At 71.7% G+C, this 25,835-nt stretch carries 27 protein-coding genes; 20 read left to right on the forward strand and 7 right to left on the reverse strand.

Going from position 1 to position 25,835, the window contains the following annotated elements; all coding sequences use genetic code 11:
* Nucleotides 1-315: HNH endonuclease signature motif containing protein (locus Q1V88_RS09770; RefSeq protein WP_300680889.1), on the forward strand; the 315-nt coding region annotated here is incomplete at its 5' end.
* A gap of 131 nt (nt 316-446) precedes the next feature.
* Here Q1V88_RS09770 and Q1V88_RS09775 read toward each other — a convergent pair.
* The gene (locus tag Q1V88_RS09775; protein WP_300680891.1) at nt 447-2,018 is read right to left on the reverse strand and encodes a bifunctional 3-(3-hydroxy-phenyl)propionate/3-hydroxycinnamic acid hydroxylase; all 1,572 of its coding nucleotides are present in this window, start codon (nt 2,016-2,018) and stop codon (nt 447-449) included.
* Between the two features lie 110 nt (nt 2,019-2,128).
* On the opposite strand from Q1V88_RS09775, the gene Q1V88_RS09780 reads away from it, so the two are divergent.
* From Q1V88_RS09780 to Q1V88_RS09840, 13 genes are all read left to right on the forward strand, one after another.
* Nucleotides 2,129-2,818 carry a TetR/AcrR family transcriptional regulator gene (locus tag Q1V88_RS09780; protein WP_300680893.1) on the forward strand — a complete coding sequence of 230 codons (690 nt, stop codon included), beginning with the start codon at nt 2,129-2,131 and terminating at the stop codon, nt 2,816-2,818.
* Nucleotides 2,815-3,759, forward strand: a complete 945-nt coding sequence (locus Q1V88_RS09785; RefSeq protein WP_300680895.1) for an AraC family transcriptional regulator — start codon at nt 2,815-2,817, stop codon at nt 3,757-3,759. The genes Q1V88_RS09780 and Q1V88_RS09785 overlap by 4 nt, the downstream gene beginning before the upstream one ends.
* A gap of 132 nt (nt 3,760-3,891) precedes the next feature.
* A complete protein-coding gene (locus tag Q1V88_RS09790) occupies nt 3,892-5,688 on the forward strand; it encodes an FAD-dependent monooxygenase (RefSeq protein WP_300680897.1) in 1,797 nt (598 codons plus the stop codon).
* A 1-nt stretch (nt 5,689) separates the two neighbouring features.
* A complete protein-coding gene (locus Q1V88_RS09795) occupies nt 5,690-6,790 on the forward strand; it encodes a maleylacetate reductase (RefSeq protein WP_300680899.1) in 1,101 nt (366 codons plus the stop codon).
* A complete protein-coding gene (locus tag Q1V88_RS09800) occupies nt 6,787-7,695 on the forward strand; it encodes an intradiol ring-cleavage dioxygenase (protein ID WP_300680901.1) in 909 nt (302 codons plus the stop codon). The genes Q1V88_RS09795 and Q1V88_RS09800 overlap by 4 nt, the downstream gene beginning before the upstream one ends.
* Nucleotides 7,692-8,060 carry a nuclear transport factor 2 family protein gene (locus tag Q1V88_RS09805; protein ID WP_300680903.1) on the forward strand — a complete coding sequence of 123 codons (369 nt, stop codon included), beginning with the start codon at nt 7,692-7,694 and terminating at the stop codon, nt 8,058-8,060. The genes Q1V88_RS09800 and Q1V88_RS09805 overlap by 4 nt, the downstream gene beginning before the upstream one ends.
* 18 nt (nt 8,061-8,078) lie before the next feature.
* Complete coding sequence (locus Q1V88_RS09810; protein ID WP_300680905.1) at nt 8,079-8,792, forward strand: response regulator transcription factor; 714 nt, start codon at nt 8,079-8,081, stop codon at nt 8,790-8,792.
* On the forward strand, nt 8,789-10,177 hold the full coding sequence (locus Q1V88_RS09815) for a HAMP domain-containing sensor histidine kinase (protein WP_300680907.1): 1,389 nt from the start codon (nt 8,789-8,791) through the stop codon (nt 10,175-10,177). The genes Q1V88_RS09810 and Q1V88_RS09815 overlap by 4 nt, the downstream gene beginning before the upstream one ends.
* A 56-nt stretch (nt 10,178-10,233) precedes the next feature.
* Entirely contained in the window at nt 10,234-10,689 is a 456-nt protein-coding gene (locus tag Q1V88_RS09820) for a hypothetical protein (protein WP_300680909.1), read from the forward strand.
* Nucleotides 10,686-11,657, forward strand: coding sequence for an FAD:protein FMN transferase (locus tag Q1V88_RS09825; RefSeq protein WP_300680910.1), 972 nt, complete (start codon nt 10,686-10,688; stop codon nt 11,655-11,657). The genes Q1V88_RS09820 and Q1V88_RS09825 overlap by 4 nt, the downstream gene beginning before the upstream one ends.
* Nucleotides 11,657-12,244 carry a ferric reductase gene (locus tag Q1V88_RS09830; protein ID WP_300680912.1) on the forward strand — a complete coding sequence of 196 codons (588 nt, stop codon included), beginning with the start codon at nt 11,657-11,659 and terminating at the stop codon, nt 12,242-12,244. Before Q1V88_RS09825 ends, Q1V88_RS09830 begins: the two co-directional genes overlap by 1 nt.
* A complete protein-coding gene (locus Q1V88_RS09835; protein WP_300680914.1) occupies nt 12,241-13,524 on the forward strand; it encodes an NADH-ubiquinone oxidoreductase-F iron-sulfur binding region domain-containing protein in 1,284 nt (427 codons plus the stop codon). The genes Q1V88_RS09830 and Q1V88_RS09835 overlap by 4 nt, the downstream gene beginning before the upstream one ends.
* Entirely contained in the window at nt 13,521-13,763 is a 243-nt protein-coding gene (locus Q1V88_RS09840) for a ferredoxin (RefSeq protein WP_300680916.1), read from the forward strand. Before Q1V88_RS09835 ends, Q1V88_RS09840 begins: the two co-directional genes overlap by 4 nt.
* Nucleotides 13,764-13,835: 72 nt before the next feature.
* On the opposite strand, the gene Q1V88_RS09845 is transcribed toward Q1V88_RS09840, so the two are convergent.
* Nucleotides 13,836-14,144: a hypothetical protein gene (locus Q1V88_RS09845; protein ID WP_300680918.1), complete on the reverse strand. Its 309-nt coding sequence runs from the start codon at nt 14,142-14,144 to the stop codon at nt 13,836-13,838.
* Between Q1V88_RS09845 and Q1V88_RS09850 the strand changes: the two genes are divergently transcribed.
* Nucleotides 14,137-14,394, forward strand: coding sequence for a hypothetical protein (locus Q1V88_RS09850; RefSeq protein ID WP_300680920.1), 258 nt, complete (start codon nt 14,137-14,139; stop codon nt 14,392-14,394). The two genes, Q1V88_RS09845 and Q1V88_RS09850, sit on opposite strands and share 8 nt — an antisense overlap.
* Before the next feature lie 99 nt (nt 14,395-14,493).
* Here the strand turns inward: Q1V88_RS09850 and Q1V88_RS09855 are convergent, their stop codons facing one another.
* Nucleotides 14,494-15,243 (reverse strand): IclR family transcriptional regulator, encoded by a 750-nt coding sequence (locus Q1V88_RS09855; RefSeq protein WP_300680922.1) that lies wholly within the window; start codon nt 15,241-15,243, stop codon nt 14,494-14,496.
* A gap of 75 nt (nt 15,244-15,318) precedes the next feature.
* Between Q1V88_RS09855 and Q1V88_RS09860 the strand changes: the two genes are divergently transcribed.
* Nucleotides 15,319-16,506: a 4-hydroxybenzoate 3-monooxygenase gene (locus Q1V88_RS09860; RefSeq protein ID WP_300680924.1), complete on the forward strand. Its 1,188-nt coding sequence runs from the start codon at nt 15,319-15,321 to the stop codon at nt 16,504-16,506.
* 6 nt (nt 16,507-16,512) lie between these two features.
* Here Q1V88_RS09860 and Q1V88_RS09865 read toward each other — a convergent pair whose 3' ends face one another.
* Both Q1V88_RS09865 and Q1V88_RS09870 read right to left on the reverse strand, forming a co-directional pair.
* Complete coding sequence (locus tag Q1V88_RS09865) at nt 16,513-17,061, reverse strand: cupin domain-containing protein (protein ID WP_300680926.1); 549 nt, start codon at nt 17,059-17,061, stop codon at nt 16,513-16,515.
* 114 nt (nt 17,062-17,175) lie between these two features.
* Nucleotides 17,176-18,129 (reverse strand): LysR family transcriptional regulator, encoded by a 954-nt coding sequence (locus Q1V88_RS09870; protein WP_300680928.1) that lies wholly within the window; start codon nt 18,127-18,129, stop codon nt 17,176-17,178.
* Between the two features lie 59 nt (nt 18,130-18,188).
* Between Q1V88_RS09870 and Q1V88_RS09875 the strand changes: the two genes are divergently transcribed.
* Nucleotides 18,189-19,100, forward strand: coding sequence for a LysR family transcriptional regulator (locus Q1V88_RS09875; RefSeq protein ID WP_300680929.1), 912 nt, complete (start codon nt 18,189-18,191; stop codon nt 19,098-19,100).
* Between the two features lie 62 nt (nt 19,101-19,162).
* Here the strand turns inward: Q1V88_RS09875 and Q1V88_RS09880 are convergent, their stop codons facing one another.
* On the reverse strand, nt 19,163-20,554 hold the full coding sequence (locus tag Q1V88_RS09880; RefSeq protein WP_300680931.1) for an FAD-binding oxidoreductase: 1,392 nt from the start codon (nt 20,552-20,554) through the stop codon (nt 19,163-19,165).
* Complete coding sequence (locus Q1V88_RS09885; protein ID WP_300680933.1) at nt 20,551-21,687, reverse strand: FAD-dependent monooxygenase; 1,137 nt, start codon at nt 21,685-21,687, stop codon at nt 20,551-20,553. The genes Q1V88_RS09880 and Q1V88_RS09885 overlap by 4 nt, the downstream gene beginning before the upstream one ends.
* A 236-nt stretch (nt 21,688-21,923) precedes the next feature.
* Between Q1V88_RS09885 and Q1V88_RS09890 the strand changes: the two genes are divergently transcribed.
* Genes Q1V88_RS09890 through Q1V88_RS09900 form a run of 3 tightly spaced genes read left to right on the forward strand, consistent with a single transcriptional unit; the run spans nt 21,924 to nt 25,773 of the window.
* Entirely contained in the window at nt 21,924-23,144 is a 1,221-nt protein-coding gene (locus Q1V88_RS09890; RefSeq protein WP_300680935.1) for a substrate-binding domain-containing protein, read from the forward strand.
* A 2-nt stretch (nt 23,145-23,146) separates the two neighbouring features.
* A complete protein-coding gene (locus Q1V88_RS09895) occupies nt 23,147-24,760 on the forward strand; it encodes a sugar ABC transporter ATP-binding protein (protein WP_300680936.1) in 1,614 nt (537 codons plus the stop codon).
* Nucleotides 24,757-25,773 carry an ABC transporter permease gene (locus Q1V88_RS09900; RefSeq protein WP_300680938.1) on the forward strand — a complete coding sequence of 339 codons (1,017 nt, stop codon included), beginning with the start codon at nt 24,757-24,759 and terminating at the stop codon, nt 25,771-25,773. The genes Q1V88_RS09895 and Q1V88_RS09900 overlap by 4 nt, the downstream gene beginning before the upstream one ends.
* Nucleotides 25,774-25,835: the final 62 nt, after the last annotated feature.

The following is a 25,835-nucleotide window of genomic DNA, read 5'->3' on the forward strand; positions in this document are numbered from 1 at the left end:
AACCTGATCCCGGCCGTGCTCGGCACCCGGGGCGAGGTCGTGGACCTGGGCCGGACCACACGGCTGTTCACCACCGGACAGGTCAAGGCACTCCGACTCCGACACCCCCACTGCCAGGGCCACGGCTGTGACAGACCAGCCTCACACTGCGAAGCCCACCACCATCACAGGTGGCTCGACGGCGGCCCGACCGACCTGACCAACGCCCTGTTGCTGTGCAGCAGGTGCCACCACCGCGCCCACGACCCCCGCCTCACCACCGAGGTCACCGACAACGGCGAGGTCCACTTCACCCCACGCGGCGGCCCGCCATGACGGGTGTGACCGGGCCACCGAGGAGGCGGCCCGGCCAGAGGATCGCCCGGCGGATCTGCCGATGGCTCGACCACTCGGTCGTCCGGTGGATCTGCCGACGGCCCGGCCAGCGGGTCGGCGTACGACGTCCGTCAGACGCCGAGGTCGAGGGCGCTGCTCAGCGTGCCCAGGACCGCGTCCAGGTCGGCGGACGTCGTGGTGGCGGCGACGTAGTAGTCGGGGCGCAGGATCAGGTGGTCGGCGCCGGTGTCGTCGAACCAGGCGGCGTAGGTGCCGTCCACGTCGATCACGTCGGCACCGGAGCCCGCGGCCCCGATCGTGACGGCGATCCCGTCGAGTCCCTTGAGCTGACGGCGGTGCTCCTCGGTGACGGCGGCACCGGCCTCGACCCGGGACAGCAACGCCCAGCCGCGGCCCACCACGTCGTCCCAGCGGCCGGTCGCGCCGTCGTGGGTGACGGTGCCCTGGCGACCGGGCAGCCCGCCGTTCTCCCCGACCCAGGCGCCCGGACCGAGCGGGTTGTCCTTCGGCCACAGCGGGCCGTCGGCCTTGATCGCGTCCCACTCCGCGGTCATCCGGGCATCGCGCTCGGCGGCGGCCTCGGGGTCGGTCACGCAGATCACCTCGCCCATCCCGACGGAGAACTCGATGAAGCCCTTCGCGTGCGGCTGCCGCTCGGAGCCGTAGCCCTCCAGCGCCGCCTCGCCGACCTTTCCGGTCAGGGCCAGGTCGAGGCGCCAGGTCAGGTTCATCACGTCACGCAGGCCCGCGCACATCCCCTCACCGGCGAACGGAGGCATCAGGTGGGCGGCGTCACCGGCGATGAACCAGCGGCCCGAGCGCCACCGCTCGGCGTACTTCGCCTGGAAGCGCCACACCACCGAGCGGTGGATCTCGGAGTTCTCCGGAGTGATGTCGAACGGAGCCAGCAGCGGCCACACCGAGTCGGGGTCGGCCCACTGCTCGGGGGTCTCCCCGGGCAGCAGCATGAACTCCCAGCGGCGGCGGTCCGGGCCGCCGCCGGGCACGACGGTGGTCGGCCGGGCGGGGTCGCAGATCTGGTAATGCACCGGGTCGTAGGCGCGCTCCTCGTGCAGGATCATGTCGGTGACGATCCAGTCGTAGTAGAACTCCAGGTCGGTCAGCTCCAGGCCGAGCGAGGTGCGCACGAAGCTGTTGGCGCCGTCGCTGCCCAGGCCGTAGCGGGCCGTGACGTGCAGGGCGTCGGCCGGGTCGAGGGCGCCGCCGGCGAAGCGGTGGAAGGTGGCCTCGACGCCGTTGTCGTCCTGGCTGATCGCGACAGCCTCGTAGCCGGCGACGAGGGTGACGCCGGGCGTGGCAGCGGCGATCTGGCGGAGACGGTCCTCCAGGAGCGGCTGGTAGAACCAGTACCGGTTGCGGAAGCCGTCGGGGTTGCGGCTGATCCAGTCGACCTCCTGGAGGGTCCGGCCGTCGGCGGTGATCATCGGGTAGCGGTCCTCGTACCAGACGATCGACGGGTCGGTTTCGGGGTCGATCCCGATGCCGTTGAGGATGCGCGCGATCTCGTGGTCGAAGGTGACGGCGCGCGGCAGCGGGAATGGCTGCGGGTGGCGCTCGACCCCGACGACGGTGTGGCCGGCCCGGCCGAGGTTGATCGCTGCGAGGAGGCCGACGGGGCCGAGCCCGACGATGACGACGTCGGCGTTGAGGTGGTCACTCATGGTGGTCTTCCCATCTGAAAAATGAACTAGTCGTCATCGGTGAATGATGATTCACTAGTGACGTGCACCACATAGTGAACGATGGTTCGGGTTTGTGCAACCATCAGGACATGGATCGCCGTACCCGCAAAGCAGAAGCCACTCGCGCCCGTCTGATCGACGCGGCGCGGCGGCTGGTGGCCGAGCACGGCCCTGATGCGGTGACGATCGCGCAGATCACGGCGGCGGCCGACCTGGGCACCGGCACGTTCTACAACTACTTCTCGACCCGCGAGGAGATCATCACCGGCGTCATCACCGACACCCTGGAGTCGATGGGTCAGCGCCTCGACGCGATGACGGCGCAGATGGCCGATCCTGCCGAGGTGTTCGCCTCCTCGTTGCGTCATCTGATGGGTACGGCGGCCTCCGACCCGGTCTGGGCCTGGTTCGTGGTCCGGATCGGTGCCGCCCACCCCGCCCTCATCGAGGTGCTCGGTCCGCGGTGCAGCCGCGACCTCCAGCGCGGCCTGGACGAGGGCCGCTTCCAGATCGACAACCTTGCGATGGCCGCCGACATGGTCTTCGGCTCCCTGCTGGCGGCGATCCACTCCTACCTCAACTCCGACCGCAGCGGTGATCAGCCCGCGCAGTACGCCGAGCTCAACCTGCGGATGGCGGGCCTCACCCCGGCCGACGCCGCCGAGGTCTGTGCCCGCCCGCTGCCGGACCTCCCGGTCCTGACGGACCTGACCGCCGCTGCCGGGACGGCACCGACCGAGACGGCGGTGGCGCCGACACCAGTGGGGGTGGGGACATGACCGACGTCCCGGAGAGCGCCAACGTCTTCTCCACCCGGGCCCTGCCCGAGGAGAACCGGGTCGCGCTGTGGGAGGACCACAACCTGCACGAGCTGATCACGCTGCGCTGTCGCACGCTCGGCGGGGGAGCGCTCGAGGCCACGATGGTCAACCGCCAGGTCGGCGAGTTCCACCTCGCCCGGGTGGAGGGCAACGCCCACGTGATCGAGCGGACCCCCGAGCTGGTCCGCACCCAGCCCTCGGACGCGATCGCGATCTACCTGACCCTCTTCGGGGAGGCGTTCTTCTATCACGAGGACGCGGTCCGCACCGTCCGTCCCGGCCAGCTCCTGATCTGCGACGTCGACCGCCCCTTCATGCGCGGCTTCTCCCAGGGCCTCGAGGAGCTGGCGATCAAGGTGCCCCGGGAGGCGTTCCGCTCCCTGACGGGGCAGGCCACCGTCGGCGTACCGCAGCTGATGGACTTCGCCCAGGGCAGCACCGAGGCCCGGACCCTGGCTCGGCTGGTCGGCCGCGCCGTCCGCTCGACCGATCCCCGCCCGATCGACGAGGGCGTGATCGGCAACCTGATCGCCGACGTCCTGACCGGCAAGCCCGCCGACACCGGCACGGTCCTGCTGGTCACCGCCCAGGCCTTCATCGACGAGCACGCCACCGAGGCCAACCTCACCGCGGCCCGGGTCGCCGACGCGGTGGGCATCTCCGAGCGCCACCTGTCACGGGTCTTCGCCACCTCGGGCGGCACGCTGCCGCAGTACATCCTCACCCGGCGCCTGGAGCGGGCCCGTTCGCTGCTGATGACCGAGCCCGAGATCACCGTCGCCGAGGTGGCGGTGCGGACCGGGTTCGGCTCGGCGACCTACTTCTCCCACGCCTTCCGTGACCGCTACGGCGAGCGGGCCACCGACGTACGTCGTCAGGCGCGGGCCCGACGGCGCTGAACCCTTGCGATCCTCCGCCAAAGGTTCGTGGATCGGCCATCTCCACCGCTGACCTCACCGCTGCGGGTGACCGCTGTCACATACTTTCGAGACAGGCAGCAACGGGGCTACCGCTACGGGAGGTGTGACGAGATGGCAGTGTTCAACGACGGGATCGTCGAGACGGAGATCCCTCAGGGCTCGATCGTCGAGACGGACGTCCTCATCGTCGGCTCCGGGCCCGCAGGATCGGCCGCCGCGCTGTTCCTCAGCGAGCTCGGCGTCGCCAACATCATGATCACGAAGTACCGCTGGACCGCGAACACGCCGCGGGCCCACATCACCAACCAGCGGGCGATGGAGATCTTCCGCGACATGGGGCTGGAGGACGAGGTTCTCGCCGACGCCACGCCGCACGAGCTGATCGGCGACACCGTCTTCTGCACCTCGATCGCGGGCGAGGAGATCGGCCGGATCCTGACCTGGGGGACCCGCCCGGACCGCGAGGCCGACTACCGGCTGGCCTCGCCGTGTCTCACGGTCGACATCCCGCAGACCTACCTGGAGCCGATCCTGGTCCGCGGTGCCACCGAGCGCGGCACCCAGACCCGGTTCTCCACCGAGTACCTCTCCCACACCCAGGACGCCGACGGGGTCACCGTCGAGTGCCGGGACCGGCTGACCGGCCACGAGTACCAGATCCGGGCCAAGTATCTGATCGGCGCCGACGGTGCCCGCTCCCAGGTCGCCGCCGACATCGACCTGCCCTACGAGGGCGCGATGGACATCGCCGGCTCGATGAACATCACCTTCAAGGCCGACATCTCCGCGCTCGTCGACAACCGCCCCTCGGTGCTCTACTGGGTGATCCAGCCCGGCTCCAACGTCGGCGGCATCGGCACCGGCCTGGTCCGGATGGTCAGGCCGTGGGACGAGTGGCTGATCGTGTGGGGCTACGACATCAACGGCCCCGAGCCGGTGCTCGACGACGAGATGGCGAAGGGGATCGTGCGGGACCTGCTCGGCATGCCCGACCTCGAGCCCGAGATCACCGGCCACTCGCTGTGGGGCGTCAACGAGATGTACGCGACCACCCTGCAGAAGGGCCGCGTCTTCTGTGCCGGCGACGCGATCCACCGGCACCCGCCGAGCAACGGCCTGGGCTCGAACACCTCGGTGCAGGACTCCTACAACCTGGCCTGGAAGCTCGCCGCGGTGTTGCGCGGCCAGGCCGGTCCGTCGCTGCTCGACACCTACACCGTCGAGCGCGCCCCGATCGCGAAGCAGATCGTCACCCGGGCCAACCGGTCGGCGCGCGAGTTCGGCGACATCTTCGAGGCGCTCGGCGTCGTCGGCCTGAGCGGTGACGAGATGGCTGCGGCGATCGAGGAGCGCAAGGCCAACACCCCCGCAGGGGAGGCCAAGCGGGCCGCACTGGTCACGGCGATGGAGACCAAGAACTACGAGTTCAACGCCCACGGCGTCGAGCTGGGCCAGTTCTACGAGTCCTCGGCCGTCGTCTCCGACGGCACCCGGCCGGTCCGTCCGGCGGGGCGTGAGGACGCCGACCTGTACTACGTCGCCTCGACCTCGCCCGGCGCGCACCTGCCGCACGCGTGGGTGGGCAACAACGTCGACCGGTTCGCCCTGATGGACCTGGCGCCCTACCGGCAGTGGACCCTGTTCACCGGGGTCGCGGGCGAGGCCTGGGCCGACGCCGCCGCGTCGGTCGCCGCCGAGCTCGGCGTACCCCTGGAGACGGTCGTGATCGGCCCCGGTCACGAGATCACCGACCTGTACTACGACTGGGCCAAGCAGCGTGAGGTCGCCGAGTCCGGCGCCGTCCTGGTCCGCCCGGACAAGTACGTCGCCTGGCGTTCTGACACGCTGGCCTCCGACCCCGTCGCGGCACTGCGCGACGCACTCACCACTGTGCTCGGGAGGGCATGACATGCAGTTCACGCACGAGACGCTGCCGCAGCGGCTCGTCTTCGCCACCGCTGACGCCGCGGCCGCGGTCAAGGCCGAGGTCGACGCCCTCGGTGGCACCCGGGTGATGCTGATCGCCTCGGACCGGGAGGCCTCGCTGGCCGACCCGATCGCATCGCAGGTGCCGGTCGTGCTGCGCTACGACGAGGTCGTCATGCACGTCCCGGTCGAGGTCGCCGAGCGCGCCCGCGCCGCTGCGGCCGAGGCCGAGGTCGACCTCCTGATCAGCGTCGGCGGCGGCTCGACCACCGGACTGGCCAAGGCGATCGCGCTGACCAGCGGGCTCCCCATCATCGCCGTGCCGACGACGTACGCCGGCTCCGAGGCGACCAACGTGTGGGGCCTGACCGAGGGCGAGACCAAGACCACCGGGGTCGACCCGAAGGTGCTGCCGGCCTCGATCGTCTACGACGCGTCGCTGCTGGTCAGCCTGCCCGCGGACCTGGTCGTGGCCAGCGGCCTCAACGCGATGGCGCACTGCATCGACGCGATGTGGGGCCCGCGGGTCGACCCGATCGACCAGGCGCTGGCCCAGGAGGGCATCCGCGGTCTGGCCGAGGGGCTGACCCGGATCTCGCAGACGACGGCCGGCGAGGCCAGCATCGAGGGCATCGAGCAGACCCTGTACGGCGCCTACCTGGCCGCCGGGGCGTTCTCCTCGGCCGGCTCGGGGATGCACCACAAGATCTGTCACGTGCTCGGCGGCATGTTCAACCTGCCGCACGCCCAGACCCACGCGGTGGTGCTGCCGTACGTGCTCGCCTTCAACGCGCCGAACGCCCCCGAGGCAGAGGCCCGGATCGCGACCGCGTTCGGCACCTCGACCGCGGTCGAGGGACTGGCGACGCTGCGCGAGCGCCTCGACGCGCCCCGGGCGCTGAAGGACTACGGCATGCCCGAGGACGGCATCGCCAAGGCCGTGCCCGCCATCCGGGCGGCGATCCCGGCCAACAACCCCACCCCGGTGACCGACGAGAATCTGACGGCGCTGCTGCGTGCCGCCTGGTCGGGCGCCCCCGCATCGGCCCCCACTGAGAACGAGAAGTCTGGAGAACTGGCATGAGCGCGAACGGTGTGCGGTCCTGGGAGGCCGTCAGCGAGGAGCAGACCGAGGTCGAGGCCAAGCTGGTCGAGACGGTGATCGCCTCGTTCGACCACTGCGAGGACGAGCGGCTGCACCAGATCATGGTGTCGCTGGTGCGCCACCTGCACTCCTTCATCCGCGACGTGCGGCTCACCGAGGAGGAGTGGGGTGCCGGGATCGAGTTCCTCACCCAGGCCGGTCACATCACCGACGACGTCCGCCAGGAGTTCATCCTGCTCTCGGACACCCTCGGTGCGTCGATGCAGACGATCAACGTCAACAACGCCGCCTACGAGGACGCCACCGAGGCCACCGTCTTCGGCCCGTTCTTCGTCGAGGACGCCCCCGAGATCGAGCTCGGCGGCGACATCGCCTTCGGTGCTCCCGGTGAGCCGTGCTGGGTCGAGGGCACCGTCACCGACACCGACGGGAACCCGCTGGCCGGGGCCCGGATCGAGGTCTGGGAGGCCGACGAGGACGGTCTCTACGACGTCCAGTACGACGCCGGCAAGCGTGCCGGTCGCGCGCACCTGTTCAGCGACGCCGAGGGACGCTACCGGTTCTGGGGCCTCACCCCGACGCCGTACCCGATCCCGAACGACGGCCCCGTCGGCAAGATGCTCGACGCCGTCGGCCGCTCGCCCCTGCGGGCCTCGCACCTGCACTTCATGGTCTCGGCCGAGGGCCGGCGCACGCTGGTGACGCACATCTTCCCGCAGGGCGACGCGATCTTGTGGAACGACTCCGTCTTCGGGGTCAAGGAGTCCCTGATCAAGGAGTTCGTGCCGCAGCCCGCCGGCACCGCCACCCCCGACGGCCGCGAGGTCGACGGCACCTGGAGCCAGGTCCGGTTCGACATCGTGCTCGCCCCGGCCGGGGCATGAGCCTGGTCGACTCCGTCCGCGACGCCGAGGTCGCCCGCAGTACGGCGATGGCCGCGGGCGACCTCGACGCGCTGGCCGACCTGCTCCACGAGGACCTGCGCTACGGCCACGCCAGCGGCCTGTGGGACACCAAGGCGGAGTACCTGGCCAAGCTCGCCGGCGGCACCCTGGTCTACCCGGCGATGACCTCGACCGAGACCGGGGTGCTGGAGGCCGACGGCCTGGTGCTGCTCTGGGTCGAGGTCGACGCCGAGGTGATCACCCCGGCCGGGCAGCGGCACATGCACAACGCCTCGCTGACGGTGTGGGACGTTCAGGGCGAGCGGCCACGGATGGTCGCCCATCAGCCGACGGTGCTGGCCTGAGCCACCTAGGCTGTGCGCATGGCGCGGGTGCTGCTGGTCGAGGACGACGACGCGATCCGCGGCACGCTGGCGCACAGCCTGAGTGAGCTCGGCCACGAGGTGACCCCGGTCGCCACCGGGGCCGACGCGATCGCGAGCTTCACCTCCGAGCCGCCCGAGGTGCTGGTGCTCGACCTCGGGCTGCCCGACACCGACGGTGCCAACGTGCTGGCGATGAGTCGGGTGATCGACGCCGTCCCGGTGATCGTGGCGACGGCGCGTGACGACGACCGCGACGTCGTACGACTGCTCGATGCCGGTGCCGACGACTACCTGATCAAGCCCTTCTCCGCGGCGCAGATGGACGCCCGGATCCGGGCCGTGCTGCGGCGTACCCACGGCAATGGCAACGGCGCCGGGGGCTCGGCCGCGGAGGTCGACGAGACCATCGCGGTCGGCGCGCTGCGGCTCGACCCGCTGCGCCACACCGTGCACCTGGACGGCGACGAGCTCGACCTGAGCCGCAAGGAGTTCGACCTGCTGCACGTCCTGATGCGTCACCCGGGCCAGGTGGTGACGAAGCAGGACCTGCTCTCCGAGGTCTGGCAGCTGCCCTGGGGCAGCGCCGACCGTACCGTCGACGTGCACCTGTCCTGGCTGCGCCGCAAGCTCGGCGAGACCGCCGCCGAGCCGCGCTTCCTGCTCACCGTGCGCGGTGTCGGGATCAAGCTCGTCGACCCGGACCGGTCATGAGCCTGCGCGCCCGGATCCTGCTGCTCGCGGTCGGCACTGCCACCCTGGTGATCGTGCTGGCCGGGGTCCCGATCGCGCTGATGCTGCGCTCGGCGGCCTACGACTCCGCCGAGCGCGACGCTCGATCGATCGCGCAGGGCACTGCCGACTACCTCTCCACCGGCACGTACGACGACGCCGTGCTGACCGAGTACCTGGAGCGCCTCAACGCCCGCGGCAGCGCCTGCGTCACCGTCGTGATGGGCGACGGCGACGTGCTCGGTGCCGCACTGCCGAAGGGCGTCCGCGCCCCGTCGAAGCCCCGCGGGGACGGCGACACCGACCACGACCAGGGCCATGCCGGGCTCGGCACCGTGACCGGGCCGACCACCGCCTCGGTCGCGGCCGGACGGGTGGTCCAGGTGCAGGCCACCAGCACCCAGGGGATCGCCACCGTCTTCGTGCTCTCACCCGACAGTGCCGTGGTCGGCACGGTGCGGTGGCGGGCGCTGGCGGTGATCGGCTCGGGGATCCTGCTGCTCGGCATCGCCACCGTCGCCGCCGAGGCGACCGCACGCAGGCTGACCCGTCCGCTGCGCCGGACGGCCGAGGCCGCGACCGCCCTGCGCTCGGGCGACCTGCTCGCCCGGGCTCCGGTCGAGGGTCCGCGCGAGGTCGCCGACGTCGCCGTCGAGCTCAACGCCCTGGCCGACCGGATCGACGAGCTGCTGGCCCACGAGCGCGAGCGCACCGCCGACCTCTCCCACCGGCTCCGCACCCCGCTGACCGCGGTCAGGCTCGGCGTCGAGGCACTGCCCGCCGGGGCGGCCCGGACGTCCCTGGAGGAGCAGATCACCGTCCTGGAGCGGGCGTTGACCCGCGGCATCCAGGACGCCCGGCGACCCCAGCGCGAAGGGCTGCACCCGCGCTGCGACGCCGTCGCGGTGGTCGCCGACCGGGTCGCGTTCTGGACCCCGCTGGCCCAGGACCAGGGCCGCGCGGTCGGGGCGCGGATGCCGTCGGGGCCGGTCGAGGTGCGGGCCGCGGCCGAGGATCTCGCGGCCGTCCTGGACGCCCTGATCGAGAACGTGATCGCCCACACCGACGAGGGCATCGGCCTGGAGGTCGCCGTCGTCGAGGTGGGCGGCGAGCCGGCCGTCGAGGTCTGGGACGAGGGGCCGGGGATCCCGCCCGAGGCGCTCTCGCGGGGCCGTAGCGACCGTGGCTCCACCGGTCTGGGCCTCGACATCGCCCGCTCGTTCGCCGTCGCCACGGGTGGGGCGCTCACCCTGGTCTCGTCCCCGGCGGCCCCGGGGCGGGCCGCTCGGCACGGCGTACGGCTGGTGCTGCGGGAGCCGTTCGAGGAGCCGTCACCGGGCTCGGCACGAGATTTGAAGAAGACTTGACGTTCCCTTGACGTAGATCTCGGGCTGCTCTCAGAGGGCCGCAGCACGATCGTCGTATGTCCAGTCGAACCCCGTCCCCCCAGTCCTCCTCGCCGATCCCGCGCAAGGCCCGGCGTTTCTTCGCTGCCTCCGTCGGTGTCGGCGCGGCGGCCTCGGTGGCCTTCGCCGTCGGAGCCGCCCAGGTCACCCCGTCGGCCGAGTCGGCCTCGGGCTCCAGTGGCTCGACGCGCTCCACGGGTACGTCGACCAGCTCGGGCACCACGAGCGGGACCGACTTCAGCCAGTACGAGGGGTACCAGGGCACTCAGGGCGGCTCGACCTCCTCGGGCTCCTCCTCGGGCTCGACGTCGGGGTCGACCTCGTCGGGCAGTGGCTCGTCCAGCACCAGCGGCTCCACCGACAGCAGCGGCTCGTCGGGCTCGTCCGGCTCGTCCGGCAGCGGCTCGTCCAGCAGCTCGGGAACGTCCCAGGGCCAGTCCGGCCAGGCGCACGGCTCGAGCCACTCCTCATGAGCACCGCCACCCGCGCCTGGCGTGACTGGTCGTGCTCGGTCTCGGTGACCGTCGCCGGCTCGGAGGCCCAGGCTGAGCGTGCCGCCGCGATCACCCGCGAGCTGATGGGCCGCGTCGACGCCGCCGTCAGCCGGTTCCGGCCCGACTCCGAGCTGGAGCGGGTCAACGACCGCCCCGGCGTGGTCGTCCCGGTCGGTGCGCTGACGCTGCACCTGGTCACGGTCGCCCTGGACGCCGCGCTCGACACCCGCGGCGCGGTCGACCCCACCCTCGGGTCGGCCCTGATCGCAGCGGGCTACGACGATCAGATCGAGACGGTCAGGGCGCGGGGCGGAGCCGCTCTCCCCGCGGAGGCAGCCGCACCGGCCGACACGTCGGCCGAAGCGCCCGGACCGTCATCACAGAACTGGCGCCGGGTCCGGGTCGACCCCACCTGGCGCCGGGTAGGAGTCCCCGAGGGCGTCCGCCTCGACCTCGGCGCGACCGCGAAGGCCTGGACCGCCGACGAGGCGGTCCGCCGGATCCAGCGACGCCTGGACGTCCCGGTCCTGGTCGCGATCGGTGGCGACCTGGCCGCCGCGGGCACGCCGGCCTCGGGGGACTGGCGGGTCGACGTCGCCGAGACCGAGGCGGCGCTCGGCACCGACCGCGCCGAGCGGATCGGCCTGAACCGCGGCGGCCTGGCGACCTCGTCGACCCTGGCCCGCCGGTGGGGCGCGCCGGGCGCCGAGGCGCACCACCTGATCGACCCGCGCACCGGTCGCCCCGCCGTCGGTGGCCTGCGGACCGCCAGCGTGTGGGCGCCGACCGCGCTGTCGGCGAACGTGATGAGCACCTGGCTGCTGGTCGACCCGGCCGGAGCCCTGGACCGTCTGCCGCGCTCGGGCTTCTCGGCCCGCCTGGTCGGCACCGACGGGGAGATCTCCCGGGTGGGCGCCTGGCCCCGTGCTGAACAGGAGGCTGCGTGATGACGATGTGGTACCTGATCCGGTCCCTGGGCTTCGTCTCCCTGATCGCCCTGACCGCGAGCACCGTGCTCGGGGCGCTGGCGACCAGCGGCGACCGCCGGATCGCCTCGATCGACGCCCGTGTCTTCCGTCAGATCCTGCACCGCTCGCTGGGCGTGCTCGGCCTGGTGGTGCTGGTCGGCCACATCGCGCTGGCGGTGGTCGACTCCTACGTCCCGCTCGGTGTGGCCGGTGCGCTGGTGCCGTTCGCCTCGGGCTACCGGCCGCTGCCGATCGCGCTCGGCGTGCTGGGGGTCTACGCCCTGATCGTGACCGCCGTCTCCGGTGCGGTGCGGCGCCAGGTGAGCGCGAGTCCCGGGGCGATCCGGTTCTGGAGGGGCGTGCACGTGGCGGCGTACGGCGGCTGGGTGCTGTCGATGGCCCACGGGATCTTCTCCGGCACCGACACCCGCGTGTGGTGGGCGATCGCGACCTACGTCGGCTGCGGCCTGGCGGTCGGTGCCGCCGTCGTCGTCCGCCTCTGCGTCCCCGCTCGCCGCACCCGCGACGTGAGCGGTCACCTCCGCCTGACAGGAGCCCTCCGATGACCACCACCCAGATCCCCGTCGCTGCTCCGGTACGCGACGACACCCCGCCGGTGCAGGGGCTCGGCGCCGCCCGGGTGCTCGCCGGGGTCCGCCCCGACCGGGCACTGCCCTACGCGCACCACCTCACCATGACCGGGGCGCTGACCCACCGCAGCCAGGAGTGGCTGGTCGAGGCCGCCCGGGAGGTCGGACTGCTCGGCCGTGGCGGTGGCGCCTTCCCGGTCGCGGTGAAGCTGGCCGCGACCCCGGCAGGGCGCTCGACCCAGGTACTGGTCAACGGCAGCGAGTCGGACCCGACCAGCTGGAAGGACCGGGTGCTGATGCGTCGCGCCCCGCACCGGGTGCTCGACGGAGCCCTGGTCGTCGCTGCCGCGCTCGGCACCCGGCACGTCACGATCGCCGCCCACGACCCCGCCTCGCTGGCCGCCCTGCAGGCGGCACGGGCCGAGCGCCGCGACGCCGCCGACGTGACGATCGTGCCGACCCCGGCCGGGTTCGTCGGCGGCGAGGCACGCTCGGTGATCCACGCCGTGGCCGGTGAGCACGCCGTCCCCGACGGCCGCCGGGTGCTGCCCACCGAGCGCGGGATCGACGGCCGACCCACCTTCGTCTCCAACGCGGAGACCTTCGCCCAGCTCGGGGTGCTGGCGCTGTCCGGCATCGCCGAGTACGCCGCTCTCGGCACGATCGGCGAGGCCGGGACCAGCCTGGTCACCCTGCTCGGCGTGCCGCACGCGGGCGTGGGGGAGGTGGTGCACGGTGCCTCGCTGGACCTGCTGACGGGGCCGCGGGCGGGGCGTCCGATGCTGCTCGGCGGGGTGCACGGTGCCTGGACGACCGCTGAGGGGCTGACCCTGGACCGGGCTTCGTTGCGCAGCCGGGGGCTCTCCTGGGGCGCGGGCGTGGTCGCCGTACTGCCCGAGAGCACGTGTGCGCTGGGTGAGGTCACCCGCGTCGCGCACTGGCTGGCAGCCTCCTCGGCGGGCCAGTGCGGGCCGTGCCTGTTCGGGCTGGCCTCGGTGGCGCGGGACCTGGTGGCGATCTACGAGGGCGGCCGGATCGACCTGGACGGGCTCCGTGCCCGGGCCGGGCTGGTCGTGGGCCGGGGTGCCTGCTCGAACCCCGACGGCACGGTGCGGTTCATCGCGACGGCCCTGGACGCCTTCGCCGACGAGGTGGAGCGGCACCGGACCGGGCACGGCTGCGGCCGTCCGATCCAGGGCTACCTGCCGGTGCCCTCGGTCTCCTCGGCGGCGTCGGGATCGCGGGTGGCGTCGTGAGCCGCCGTGCGGTGGCCGCGGAGCCGGTGCGGCTGGAGGTGGACTGGACCCGCTGCGACGGTCACGGGCTCTGCGCCCGGCTGTGGTCGGAGCGGATCGGCCTGGACCCGTGGGGCTACCCGATCCTGCCCGGTGCGGCCGGCAACCCGCCGCTCGCACTGGCCGGGGACGACCTGGAGCGTGCCAAGCAGGTGGTCAACATCTGTCCCCAGCTGGCGCTCCGTCTGACGCGGGGGTGAGGACCACCCGCTTCAGACCACGTGCCCCCGCCCTGATCGGGCGGGGGCACGTCGGTGTCGCGTGGGCGTCGGTTACTTGTCGACGCAGGTGTAGGAGCCGACCAGCGAGCCGTCGGAGTTGTGGAACTCGTACTTCACCTTCGGGTCGACGGTCACGCCGCCGGCCTTCATCGCCGGGTAGACGGCCGTCTCGCAGGAGGACTGGAGCGTCGGGTACTGCTGCTTGAGCGCCGACTCACCGGCCTTGCCGTCGATCGCCTTGGCGTAGGTGTAGCTGTAGATGATCGTGCCCGGGTCCTCGGTCTCGATCGAGATCTTGGAGTACATCCCGTCGAACGCCTTCATCAGGTTCGGGATGGACGCCTGGGCCTGCTTGGCCATCGACGTCAGCGCCTCGTGCTGCGAGCCGCTCGCGGTGGCGGTGTCGCTCGGCGTGTCGGTCGTGGTGTCGGTCGGCGTGCTGGTGGTGGAGCTGTCAGTGCTGAGCGTGCTCGACGGCGAGCTCGTGTCCGAGCTGAAGACGTCGCCCTTGGCGGAGCTGTCGCTGCTGCCGCAGCCGGTCAGCGCGACGCCGATCGCCAGCGCGGAGAAGATGGACGCGGTCGCGCGTCGTCCCGAGAAATTCACGTGATACCCCCGAAAAGTGTCCCGGAGCGCGGTCGCGCTCCGCAGGTGAACGGATTCAGGATAATCACAGGAATGTCACGGCCCCGAGCCGGCGTCCCGCTCCTCAGACCGTCGTCATCGTCCGGGCGATGCCTCGGGCCGCCATCGTCAGGGCGGTGATCAGGGTGGCGCGATGGCGGCGCAGGTCCGGGATCACCACGCCCACGGCGGCGATCACGGCGGTGTCGACGGTGACCGGGACGGCGATCGAGCAGGCGCCCAGCGTCATCTCCTCGCGGGTGGTGGCGTACCCCTCGGCGCGGACCCGGGCGAGCTGGCGGGTGAGCTGTCCCGGCGTCACGATCGTGTACGGCGTCACCGGGACCAGTCCGGCCGCGACGCGGTGCACGACGGCAGCCGGTGCGGCGGCGAGCAGCACCTTGCCGACACCGGTGGCGTACAGAGGCAGCCGCCCGCCGACCCGGCTGACCACCGGCACCGAGGCCTGCCCGGCGAGCCGGTCGAGGTAGAGCACCTCGTCGCCCTCACGGATCGCGAGGTGGACGGTGGCGCGGGTGGTGGCGTGCAGGTCGTGCAGGAACGGGGCGGCGGCGGTGCGCAGGTCGGTCTCGACGGGGGAGAGCAGCCCGAGGTGCCAGATCGTCCGCCCGATCCGGTAGCGCCGGTCGGTGCCACGGGTGAGCGCCCCACCGGCGACCAGCTCGCGCGCGATCCGCAGGGTGGTGGCCGAGGAGAGGCCCGTGCGGGCGGTCAGCTCGCTCAGGCTGAGCGTCGGGTGCTGGGCGTCGAAGGCACCCAGGACGGTCAGGGTGCGGGCTACCAGCGACGCTCCCGGCTCTGATCCGCCTGCCATCACGCTCCTCCCGCTTCTTCACTCAGTGACATTCCATCCTCGCGCCCCGGCACCGGCGGCGGCAAGGTTCGGGCCATGACGACGTACCAGAGCAGCACCCGCACCCAGGTCGCGATCGTGGGCGGGGGACCGGCCGGGCTGATGCTCTCGCGCCTGCTCCACCTGTCCGGGATCGAGTCGGTGGTGATCGACAACCGCGAGGTCGCCACCATCGAGACCACCCACCGGGCCGGGATCCTGGAGCGGGACTCGGTGCGGCTCCTGGTCGACGCCGGGATGGATCGGGTGCTGCGCGAGGGGCACCGGCACGAGGGCATCGACCTGCGCTTCGACGGGGTCAGCCACCGGATCGACTTCGAGGACCTGGTCGGCGCGAGCTGCTGGCTCTACCCGCAGACCGACGTCTTCATCGACCTGCACGCCCAGCGCAGCGCCGATCGCGCCGACCTGCGCTACGGCATCGGCGACACCGAGGTGGTCGACGTCGACACCACGACGCCCCGGGTGCGCTACACCGACGCCGACGGCGCCCGGCACGAGATCCTCGCCGACCTGGTCGTCGGCTCCGACGGCTCCCGCAGCGTCTGCCGCGCCCGGATCCCCGGTGCCACCCAGTACTTCCGCGAGTACCCGTTCGCCTGGTTCGGCATCCTGGCCGAGTCAGCGCCGAGCGCGCCGGAGCTGATCTACACCCGCTCCGAGCGCGGCTTCGCCCTGGTCAGCCAGCGCACCGACACGGTGCAGCGGCTCTACTTCCAGTGCGACCCGGCCGAGAGCACCGACGACTGGTCCGACGACCGGATCTGGGCCGAGCTGCAGGCCCGGCTCGCCGGCGAGGACGACTTCCGGCTCGTCGAGGGGCCGGTGATCGAGCGCACCGTGCTGCCCTTCCGCAGCTTCGTCCAGACCCCGATGCGGCACGGTCGGCTGCTGCTCGCCGGGGACGCCGCCCACACCGTGCCCCCGACCGGGGCCAAGGGGCTCAACCTCGCCCTGGCCGACGTCCGGGTGCTGGCCGAGGTGATCGAGCGGGCCCTGGGCCGGGGCGAGGAGGCGGCGCTGGCCGAGTACACCGACCGGGCGCTGGCGCGGGTGTGGAAGGCCCAGCACTTCTCCTACTGGATGACCACGATGCTGCACCGGATCGAGGGCGCCAGCGCGTTCGACGAGCGACGCCAGCTCGGCGAGCTGGCCGGTCTCGTCGGCTCCCGCGCCGGATCGGCGTACCTGGCCGAGGGCTACACCGGCTGGCCGCAGGGCTGAGCCGGCTCAGTCCCGCGGACCGCCGTGCATCAGACCGTCCAGACCGCCGGGCAGCGTCGCGGCCAGGGCCGGGTCGAACTCGCCGTCGACCAGCACGAAGACGACCTTCGCGGTGACGTCGCCGCGGTTGGCCCAGGCGTGGTCGGTGCCGCGCTGGACGACGATGTCGCCGGCGCCCAGGGTGACCTCGGAGTCGTCCAGGATCAGGGTGATCTCCCCCTCCAGCACGATGCCGTAGTCGATCGACGCGGTGCGGTGCACCGGCGACTGCAGGCCACGCTCGTCGAGGTGGCCGGGCTCGAACTCGTTGATCCGGATCTTGGTGCCCAGCGCCGGCGGCGGCACCGCCAGCGTGCGCTGGGTCGGCTCGTCGGCCTCCACCGCGACGATCCGCGCCGGTGCCCCCTCGGTGTTCCAGATCTCGTGGAACCGGACGCCGTCGTCGGGCAGGTGCCGGCTGACCGGGACCGGGCCGTCGGCGACGACGACGGAGACGCCCTCGGCGGTGTGGCCGGTGACGACGCGACGGGGAACGGAGGAGGAGGTGGTGTTCATGCCTGACTTTCGGGGGAGGCTTTCGGGGGAGGGAGTGCCTCCCCAGTCAGCCCGATCAGCGCCCTGGCGGCAAGGGTGTGCGGCATCGCCAGGAGCGATCACTGGCATCACCGATCAGCGCTGGTCCTCCACCGTCACGGCGACGTCGTACAGCAGCTGGCGCAGCCAGATCACGGCCGGGTCGCTCTCCCGACGCGGGTGCCAGTGCGCGGCCTCGGTGATCTCGACCGGGGCCAGCGGGGTGGTCGCCACGACCAGGTCGAGCACGTCGGCGCAGCGCCGCGCCAGCCGCGAGGGCACGAACGCGCACATGTTCGTCCCGGCCACCGCGAACGGCAGGGTGAGCAGGCTGCGCACCCGGACCAGGACGTTGCGGTCGGTCACCCCGGCCTGCTCCAGCGCCACCTCCAGCGGCCGCCGGGTGCTGCCCGCGGCGGTGAACTCGGCCACCGCGTGCGGCATCTCCTGGAGCGCCTCGGTGCTGAGCGCCCCGTCCTCCAGACGCGGGTGGTCACGTCGTACGACGCACACGAGATGGTCCGTCGAGATCGGCTGCGCGCGGCCGGGGAACTGGAACCCCAGGGGCGCGATCACCAGGTCGCGGCGCATCAGCTGGGCCTCGACCTGGTCGTGGTGCAGCTCCAACGGCTCCAGGTTGATCGAGCAGCCCGGGGCCTGCTCGGTGAGGATCCGGGTGAGCGGCTCGGCCAGGACCGTCATCGCGTACTCCGACATCGAGACGTTGAACAGCTTCGCGCTGGTCGCCGGGTCGAAGGTGCGCTGGTTGCCCAGCAGCGCCTCGGCCGCCTCGACCGCGGCGGTCACGATCGGGCGCAGTCGCTCGGCGGTCTCGGTCAGCTCGAAGCCGCGACCGGAACGCACCAGCAGCTCGTCGTCGAAGTGCTTGCGCAGCCGGGTCAGGGCGCCGCTCATCGCCGGCTGGCTGGTCAGCAGGCGCTCGCCGGCACGGGTCAGATTCCGCTCCTCCAACAGGGCGTGGAGGGAGAAGAGGAGGTTCGCGTCGACCTCGCGCAGCCGTTCGCGTGCCCCGTGCTCTCGTGTCACCATGATCATGCGATTCTAGTCGCCGCCGGTCCCGCTGACCGGACTGTGGAGGGAGGGGCGTGATGGCCCTCGGAGGAACCGATCTCAACCTGCTGCTGCCGCTCAAGGTGCTGCTGGAAGAGGGCAACGTGACCCGTGCCGGACAGCGGCTCCGGCTCAGTCAGCCGGCGATGAGCGCGGCCCTGGCGCGGCTGCGTCGCCGGTTCGACGACGAGCTGCTGGTCCGCTCGGGCCGGGAGTACGAGCTGACCCCGTTCGCCCGCGACCTGCTGCCGGAGGCACAGAACGCGGTCCGCCTGGTCGGCGTCGCGCTGGACCTGGAGGACGAGTTCGAGCCGAGCATCAGCCATCGCACGTTCCGGCTGGCGATGAGCGACTACGCGCTCTCGGCGATCCACGAGCCGCTGGTCAGGATGGTCGAGGCCGAGGCGCCCGGCGTCCGCCTCACGATCGACAACCTGGAGGCCGGGGCGCACCTGTCCGAGCGCGTCCTGGTCGACCACGACGTCGTGCTGGCGCCGATGCGGACCGGCTTCCCGGGCGTCTCCCGCCCGCTGTGGACCGACCGGATGGTGGTCCTGGTGGACCGGCGCAACCCGCGGCTGCGCGACGGCGCCCTGACCCTGGACGACCTGCGGTCGCTGCCGTACGCCGCCGGGTCCTTCGGCACCGGGATCCAGACGCCGGTCGACCGGGTCTTCGGCGAGGTCAACATCGAGCATCGTCCGGTCCTCCAGGTGTTCGGCTTCCTGCCGTTGCCGTTCGTGATCGAGGGCACCGACATGTACGCGGTCGTGCCTGAGAAGCTGGCCGCCCTGCACGCGCAGGGAGACGGCCCGCTGACGATGGTGGAGCCGCCCTTCGGGGAGGTGCTGCTCGCCGAGGGGTACTGGTTCTCCGAGCATCGCCTCGCCGATCCGGCGTACCGCTGGATCTTCGGCAGGCTCGAGGCGGCGGCCGCCGAGGTGCGCTGAGCACACCGGGTGCACCACGGCCCGGCCTGACGCTGTCAGGCCGGGCCGTGTGCTGGTGCTGTCTACTGCCAGTGGTTGGCGTTGGCGGCGCCGTCGGGTCCGGCGTGGTAGCCGACGAACATGCCGTCGGGGTCACGTTCGGCCCGGATCTGCTGCAGCCGCTCCCAGGCCTCGTCGGAGAGGAAGCGGACCTGGCGCCGGGACAGGTCGCCGTCGCCGAGGTACTGGCCGACGGTGACCGGCTGGAGGTCGGCCATCGCGCCCTCGAGCCAGGCCCGGTTCTGTTCGTCCTCGGCCGGGTCCTCCCAGACCACGTAGGCGGCCAGGTAGATCTCGGACTGCACCGAGAACGCCATCTCGGGCAGCGCCCGCAGCGGTGCCATCGAGAACCAGATGGTGAACGCCTTCGGCGTCGGAAGCGTCGTGTACGCCGCCTTCGCGGCGGGCACCACCTCGGCCGGCGTACCCGCCAGCCAGGCGTTGTCGACCACCCAGCGGTGGCCCTCCGGGTTGTCCTCGAGCTGGCGGGCACGCTGCTCGGTGATCGTGGTCGGCTGGGCGTCCTTGAACGCCAGCGCCCGCGGCAGCGCCGGGTTGTCCCGGAACGGCGCCAGCGCAGCGTCGGCCTGCTCGGCGTCGTCGACCAGTGCCAGACCGGTCACCATCAGCACCGGGTCGGGGCCGAAGGCGGGGTCGACCTTGGTCAGCGCGACGATCTCGACGGTGTCGGCGATCTCGGCGTGGATGCCCTGGAGCCAGGTCATCACCTCGTCGTACTCGTCGATGGTGAAGACCTGCGCGGTGTGTCCGAGGTACGCCGGCTCGGGCAGGGTCCGCAGGTGGAAACGGGTGACCACGCCGAAGAAGCCCGGCCCGGCACCGCGGGCGGCCCAGTACAGGTCGGAGTTCTGGGTGGCGTCGGCGCGGACCAGCTCACCGGCGGCGGTGACCACGTCGATCGCCTCGACGTACTCCGCGGCCCAGCCCCAGCCGCGGGCGTTCCAGCCCTGGCCGCCCTGGAGCAGGAAGCCGCCGATCCCGACGGTGGGGCAGTGCCCGCCGACGAAGAACCGGCCGCGCTCGGAGAGGTACGGCCCGAGCTCGGAGCCGCCCTGGACGGCGGGGGAGGCCGAGACGATCTCCGTCGCGGGGTCGTAGGAGATCTCCTTGAGCGCGCCGAGGTCGATCACCAGCGCGTCGGCGCGGACCGACCACTGTGCCCAGGAGTGACCGCCGGAGCGGACCGCGACCGTCCAGCCGCGCTGCCGGGCGAGCCTGACACCGGCGACGACGTCGGCCTCCGAGGCGACCTTGAGCACCGCCGCGGGACGGCGGTCGGCGGGCAGGCGGCGGTTGAAGACCCGGTCGACCACGGCGTCGGCGAAGCCGGGGTCGCCATCGATCAGGAGGGTGCCGTCGAAGTGCGGCAGGGCGGTGGTCGGCTGGTCGCTCATGCCGGCTCCACCAGTGCGTTGAGGGTGTCGCCCATCAGCTTGCCCGGGTTCTCGTCGGGGTCGGTGCCGGGGTTGATCTCCCAGTCGGCCAGCTTGAGGGAGTTGTCCAGGACCATCTTCACGCGGGGGTAGCGGCGCTCCATGAAGGCCGGCAGTGCGGCGTCGATCTCGTCACCCGAGGTCAGCATCTCGGCCAGGATGACGGCGTCCTCGGAGCACATCGCGGCGCCCTGGGCGATCAGCGGCGGGCAGGCGTGCGCGGCGTCGCCGATGATGATCGTGCGGCCCCGGAACCAGGGCTCGTCGACGCAGATCGCCTCGATCCACTGGTAGTTGACCATCGCGTCGTCGGCCAGGCTGTCGCGGACCTCGCCCCAGGTGCCGCCGTAGCCGGCGCCGTGCTCCTTGAACTCGCGGCCGCGCGGGCCCTCGCCGACCATCGACCGGTCGAGGTTCTCCTCGAGCAGGAAGGCGTAGCAGAGCTCGTCGGAGATCGGGGTGTAGCCGGCCTTGTACTTCGGGCCGCCGTAGTACATCTCCGAGCAGTCCATCCCGGGCGTGCGCCGGGCGACGGTGCGCCAGATGCCCATCCCGACCGGGTACGGCTCGGTGGTGATGCCCATCATCGAGCGCACCTTGGAGCGGATCCCGTCGGCGCCGACGAGCAGGTCGACGGTCTCGGTGGTGCCGTCGGAGAGGGTGACGGTGACCCCGTCGCCGTGGTCGTCGAAGGCGTCGATCGTCGTGCTCAGCCGTACGTCGACACCCGCCGCGACCACCGCGTCGGCGAGCACGTCGGCGATGTCGGAGCGGACCGCACCCATCGTCGCGGGCAGGTCGGCGCCACCCATCGGGGGCGTGGGGATCTCCACGATCAGGTCGCCGTCGGCCTGGCGCAGGCGCAGCTTGTTGAACGGGTAGGCCTTCTCCGCGAGCTGGTCGTAGACCCCCACCGAGGCGAACGCCTTGAGGGCGTTGCCCTGCACGGTGATCCCGTGACCGGCGCCGCGCAGGGTGTCGCGCTGCTCGACGAGCACGACCGCGACCCCGCGCTGGGCGAGAGCGAGTGAGAGAACGCCGCCGGTGATACCGCCGCCGACGATGAGGACCCGGCTGATGCGGGACTCGGACATAAGGCCTCCTTGTGTGTCTTGCCTCACAGGTAAGCGGTCGGGGCGCGATGGCGGAACCCATGCCGGTGTGATGCCAACCATCGCCGCCGTCGACCCCTGTGCAGACGAATGGCAGGCATCCATACAGGTTCTTTGCCCTCCCTTCAGCGGATGCGACAGCATCCCGGCGTGACGACAGTCACACGATCTCGGATGCGAAGCGGCTGCAAGGGCCGTCCGTTCACGAAGGAGCAGAAATGAGCCAGGATCTCAGCGCAGAGAGTCGCTCGGAGCAGTTCACCCGCCAGCACTCCGGCCGTCGGATCGGGAAGATCGCGGCGTTCGGTGCCGTCATCGCCCTGACCGGCTCGGCGCTCGTCGGGTGCGGCAGCTCGGACTCGTCCGGTGCCTCCGGCGGCAGCACGCCGTCGTCGGCCTCGACGATCAGCCCGGAGGCGCAGACCGCGCTGGACGCGGCGTACAAGGGCCTCGGCTCCGACCTCGCCTCCGTCCCGGCGGTGACGCCGAAGTCGGGCGTGAACTTCTACGTCATCTCCTGCGGTGAGTCGGTCTCCAGCTGCTCGGCCCCGACCGCGGCGATGATGGACGCGGCCAAGGCCGCCGGCTGGTCGGCCCACATGGCCGACGGCAAGCTCAGCCCCGACGGCTTCTCCGCCGCGATCCGCCAGGCCATCGCCGGCGGCGCCAACGTGATCGTCCCGGTCGGCTTCGACTGCATGGCCGCCCAGGCCGCCTTCAAGGAGGCCAAGGCCGCCGGCATCACCGTCGTCGGTGTGGGCGGTCCCGACGACTGCACCCCGAAGCTGTGGGCCTCGGAGCGTCTGTGGATGGACGGCTACGACTCGGAGAAGATGTGGGGCAGCTTCGGCACCCTGGGTGCCGACTGGGCCTACGGCCAGACCAACGGCTCGATGAAGGCGATCACCCTGACCGCCTCCACCAACTCCTGGGGTCCGTGGATCACCAACGGCTTCAACGCCGAGGCGAAGAAGCTCGGCGCCACGATCGTCAAGAACATCGACATCGCCGACCCCGAGACCGCTGACGGCTCCTTCACCCAGAAGGTCACCACCGCGCTGCTGGCCAACCCCGACGTCAACGTCCTCGAGGTCCCCGTCGGTGGCTGGCTCACCTCGGGTCTCTACCAGGCGATCGTGTCCTCGGGGGCAAAGAACCTGACCATCGTGGTCGCGGGCCAGACCGACAACTCGGTGATGGACCTGCTCCGCAGCGGCACCAAGAGCGGCCTCACGCTGGGCGCCGCCACCCAGGCCCAGACCTGGGGCGCGTGGGGCTCGATCGACACCGCGATCCGCGTCCTCGCGGGTCAGGACCCGATCGAGATCGGTGACCAGATCCAGGTCGTCGACGCCACCCACAACCTTCCGACCTCGGGGCCGTACGACGGCACCGTGGACTGGAAGAAGGCGCTGCTCACCTCGTGGGGCAAGGCCTGATCGTGTCCTCCGCATCACACCAGGCAGCGGCCGGGGAGACCTCCTCGGCCGCTGGCCGGCCTCACGGGGCTGACGACGTCGCACTGCGGCTGACCGGGCTCAACAAGAGCTTCGGCACCGTCCATGTGCTCAAGGACGCCTCACTGACCGTCCGCCGCGGCACCGTGCACGCCCTGCTGGGCGGCAACGGGTCGGGCAAGAGCACCACCATCAAGATCCTTGCCGGGGTCTACCCCTCCGACTCCGGCGACCTCGAGGTCCGCGGCGAGCGCTACGACCTCGACGGCTACCTGCCGGCCACCGCCGAGCGCGCCGGCCTCCGCTTCGTCCACCAGGACCTGGGGCTCTTCGACGACCTCAGCATCGAGGAGAACTTCGGCCTCGACGCCGGCTACCCGCGCACCCGCACCGGCGGCATCGACTGGCGCACCCTGCGGGCCAAGGTCGCCCGACTGCTGGAGGCCTACGGCATCGAGGGCACCCCGCAGACCCCGGTCAACCAGCTGCGTCCGGCCGACCGGACCCTGGTCGCGATCGCCCGGGCGCTCCAGGACGACGAGTCCGGTGAGTGCGTCGTCGTACTCGACGAGCCGACCGCATCGCTGGGCAAGAAGGAGTCCGAGGAGCTGCTCGGCCACGTCCGCCGTCGCGCCGACCTGGGCCAGACCTTCATCATCGTCAGCCACCGGATGGCCGAGGTGCTCTCGGTCGCCCAGGACTTCACCGTCTTCCGCGACGGGAAGGTCGTCGGCGAGTTGGTCGACGCCACCCCGACCGAGGACGAGATCATCTCGATCATGGCCGGCCGTGCCGTCGCCGCGCTGCGCCCGACCGGCTCGATCAGCCACGCCACCACCGAGCCGGTGCTGGAGATGCGCGGCATCGGTGCCGGCCCCGTCGACGCCGTCGACCTGACCGTGCACAAGGGCGAGATCGTCGGCATCGCCGGTCTGGCCGGATCGGGCCGTTCCACCCTGCTCTCGGTGGTGTTCGGCGACCGTCGTCCCGAGCGCGGCCAGATGCTGCTGGGCGGCGAGCCCTACGCCCCGCGCTCGATCGGCGCGGCGATGGAGGCCGGCGTCGCCCTGGTTCCCGAGGACCGTGGCCACGAGGCGGCCTTCGCCGACCTCACCACCGACGAGAACATCGCGATGAGCGTGCTCGACCGGCTCCGCCGCCGCGGCTGGATGCGGCGCAGCGAGTCGCGGGCCAACGCCGAGCGACTGATCGCGAAGTTCGGCGTCAAGGTCGCCGGACCCGACGCGCTCTTCTCCTCGATGTCGGGCGGCAACCAGCAGAAGGTCGTGCTGGCCCGCTGGATGCAGCGCGACCCGCGTCTGATCCTGCTCGACGAGCCCACCCAGGGCGTCGACGTGATGTCGCGCGCCGACATCTACGGGGTGATCCGGGAGGCGGCCGCCGACAACGGTGCCTGCGTCCTGATCGCCTCCAGCGACCTCAGCGAGCTGCACGCCCTGTGCGACCGGATCCTCGTCCTGGGCGAGGGCCGCCTCACGCACGAGGTCGCCGCGGCCGAGGTCAGTGTCGACGAGCTTTCCGCGTTCGTCCTGACCGCCACCACCCCCTCGATGACCACGGAAGGGTCTCCGTCATGACCGACACCTCGCTCGCCCCCGCGAGCTCCACCACGAAGCGCTTCGCCGCCGGCGACGTGCTCCGCTTCCTGGAGAGCTACGCCCTGGTCGTGATCACGCTCGCCGTGATCGTCTTCTTCTCGGTGGCCCCGTCCTCGCACGTCGCCTTCCCCACGGTGAACAACGCCAACGTGGTGCTGGGCAACAACTCGGTCGTGCTGCTGCTCGCCCTGGCCGCGCTCTTCCCGCTGGTCAGCGGCTTCTTCGACTTCTCGCTGGGGTCGACGGCGGTCTTCTCCTCGGTGCTGTGCGCCGGGCTCCAGATGAAGTCGAACATGCCGCTGTGGCTGGCGATCGTGATCCCGCTGCTGGTCTCGCTCGTGATCGGGCTGCTCAACGGCCTGTTCGTGACGAAGTTCAAGATGAGCCCGTTCGTCACCACCCTGGGCATGTCCACGCTGCTGTCGGGCATCACGATCTGGTACTGCGAGGGCCGCACCTTCGTGCTCAACGGCGACTCCGCCCTGATCTCGTTCGGCTCGGCCCGCTGGTTCAGCCTGCCGGCGGTCTTCTTCGTCGTGCTGATCGTCGCCGCCGGTGTCTGGTACTACTTCCGCCACACGCCGCACGGCCGCTCGCTCTACGCGATCGGCTCCAACGCCACCAGCGCCCGCCTGGTCGGCGTCCCGGTGGACCGCAACGTGTGGACGGCCTTCGTCACCTCGGCCCTGATCGCCGGTGCGGCCGGCATCATGCAGCTCGGTCGCCAGGGCAGCGCCACGGCCGTCGACGGGGGAGCGCTGCTCTTCCCGGCCCTGGCCGCCGTCTTCCTCGGCGCCACCGCGATCACGCCCGGCTTCTTCAACGTGATCGGCACCGTGATCAGCGCCATCTTCGTCTCCGTCGCGGTCAGCGGCCTGACCCTGATGGGCGCCTCCGGCTGGGCGACCAACGTCTTCAACGGCGCCGCCCTGCTGGTCGCGGTCGGCCTGTCGACGTACCTCGGTCGACGCAAGCTCGGCGGCAAGGACTAGCTCCGTACGCAGTGCCGTGCTGATGCCTGGCATCGCACCTGATGCGTTCCGCCGCCGCGGAC

This window comes from Nocardioides sp. (assembly GCF_030150155.1).
GTDB lineage: Bacteria > Actinomycetota > Actinomycetes > Propionibacteriales > Nocardioidaceae > Nocardioides.

Coding starts and splice junctions, on each gene's coding strand:
- Q1V88_RS09775 (WP_300680891.1), bottom strand. CDS start 2,018: ATGAGTGACCACCTCAACGCCGACGTCGTCATCGTCGGGCTCGGCCCC.
- Q1V88_RS09780 (WP_300680893.1), top strand. CDS start 2,129: ATGGATCGCCGTACCCGCAAAGCAGAAGCCACTCGCGCCCGTCTGATC.
- Q1V88_RS09785 (WP_300680895.1), top strand. CDS start 2,815: ATGACCGACGTCCCGGAGAGCGCCAACGTCTTCTCCACCCGGGCCCTG.
- Q1V88_RS09790 (WP_300680897.1), top strand. CDS start 3,892: ATGGCAGTGTTCAACGACGGGATCGTCGAGACGGAGATCCCTCAGGGC.
- Q1V88_RS09795 (WP_300680899.1), top strand. CDS start 5,690: ATGCAGTTCACGCACGAGACGCTGCCGCAGCGGCTCGTCTTCGCCACC.
- Q1V88_RS09800 (WP_300680901.1), top strand. CDS start 6,787: ATGAGCGCGAACGGTGTGCGGTCCTGGGAGGCCGTCAGCGAGGAGCAG.
- Q1V88_RS09805 (WP_300680903.1), top strand. CDS start 7,692: ATGAGCCTGGTCGACTCCGTCCGCGACGCCGAGGTCGCCCGCAGTACG.
- Q1V88_RS09810 (WP_300680905.1), top strand. CDS start 8,079: ATGGCGCGGGTGCTGCTGGTCGAGGACGACGACGCGATCCGCGGCACG.
- Q1V88_RS09815 (WP_300680907.1), top strand. CDS start 8,789: ATGAGCCTGCGCGCCCGGATCCTGCTGCTCGCGGTCGGCACTGCCACC.
- Q1V88_RS09820 (WP_300680909.1), top strand. CDS start 10,234: ATGTCCAGTCGAACCCCGTCCCCCCAGTCCTCCTCGCCGATCCCGCGC.
- Q1V88_RS09825 (WP_300680910.1), top strand. CDS start 10,686: ATGAGCACCGCCACCCGCGCCTGGCGTGACTGGTCGTGCTCGGTCTCG.
- Q1V88_RS09830 (WP_300680912.1), top strand. CDS start 11,657: ATGACGATGTGGTACCTGATCCGGTCCCTGGGCTTCGTCTCCCTGATC.
- Q1V88_RS09835 (WP_300680914.1), top strand. CDS start 12,241: ATGACCACCACCCAGATCCCCGTCGCTGCTCCGGTACGCGACGACACC.
- Q1V88_RS09845 (WP_300680918.1), bottom strand. CDS start 14,144: ATGGCCAAGCAGGCCCAGGCGTCCATCCCGAACCTGATGAAGGCGTTC.
- Q1V88_RS09855 (WP_300680922.1), bottom strand. CDS start 15,243: ATGGCAGGCGGATCAGAGCCGGGAGCGTCGCTGGTAGCCCGCACCCTG.
- Q1V88_RS09860 (WP_300680924.1), top strand. CDS start 15,319: ATGACGACGTACCAGAGCAGCACCCGCACCCAGGTCGCGATCGTGGGC.
- Q1V88_RS09865 (WP_300680926.1), bottom strand. CDS start 17,061: ATGAACACCACCTCCTCCTCCGTTCCCCGTCGCGTCGTCACCGGCCAC.
- Q1V88_RS09870 (WP_300680928.1), bottom strand. CDS start 18,129: ATGGTGACACGAGAGCACGGGGCACGCGAACGGCTGCGCGAGGTCGAC.
- Q1V88_RS09875 (WP_300680929.1), top strand. CDS start 18,189: ATGGCCCTCGGAGGAACCGATCTCAACCTGCTGCTGCCGCTCAAGGTG.
- Q1V88_RS09880 (WP_300680931.1), bottom strand. CDS start 20,554: ATGAGCGACCAGCCGACCACCGCCCTGCCGCACTTCGACGGCACCCTC.
- Q1V88_RS09885 (WP_300680933.1), bottom strand. CDS start 21,687: ATGTCCGAGTCCCGCATCAGCCGGGTCCTCATCGTCGGCGGCGGTATC.
- Q1V88_RS09890 (WP_300680935.1), top strand. CDS start 21,924: ATGAGCCAGGATCTCAGCGCAGAGAGTCGCTCGGAGCAGTTCACCCGC.
- Q1V88_RS09900 (WP_300680938.1), top strand. CDS start 24,757: ATGACCGACACCTCGCTCGCCCCCGCGAGCTCCACCACGAAGCGCTTC.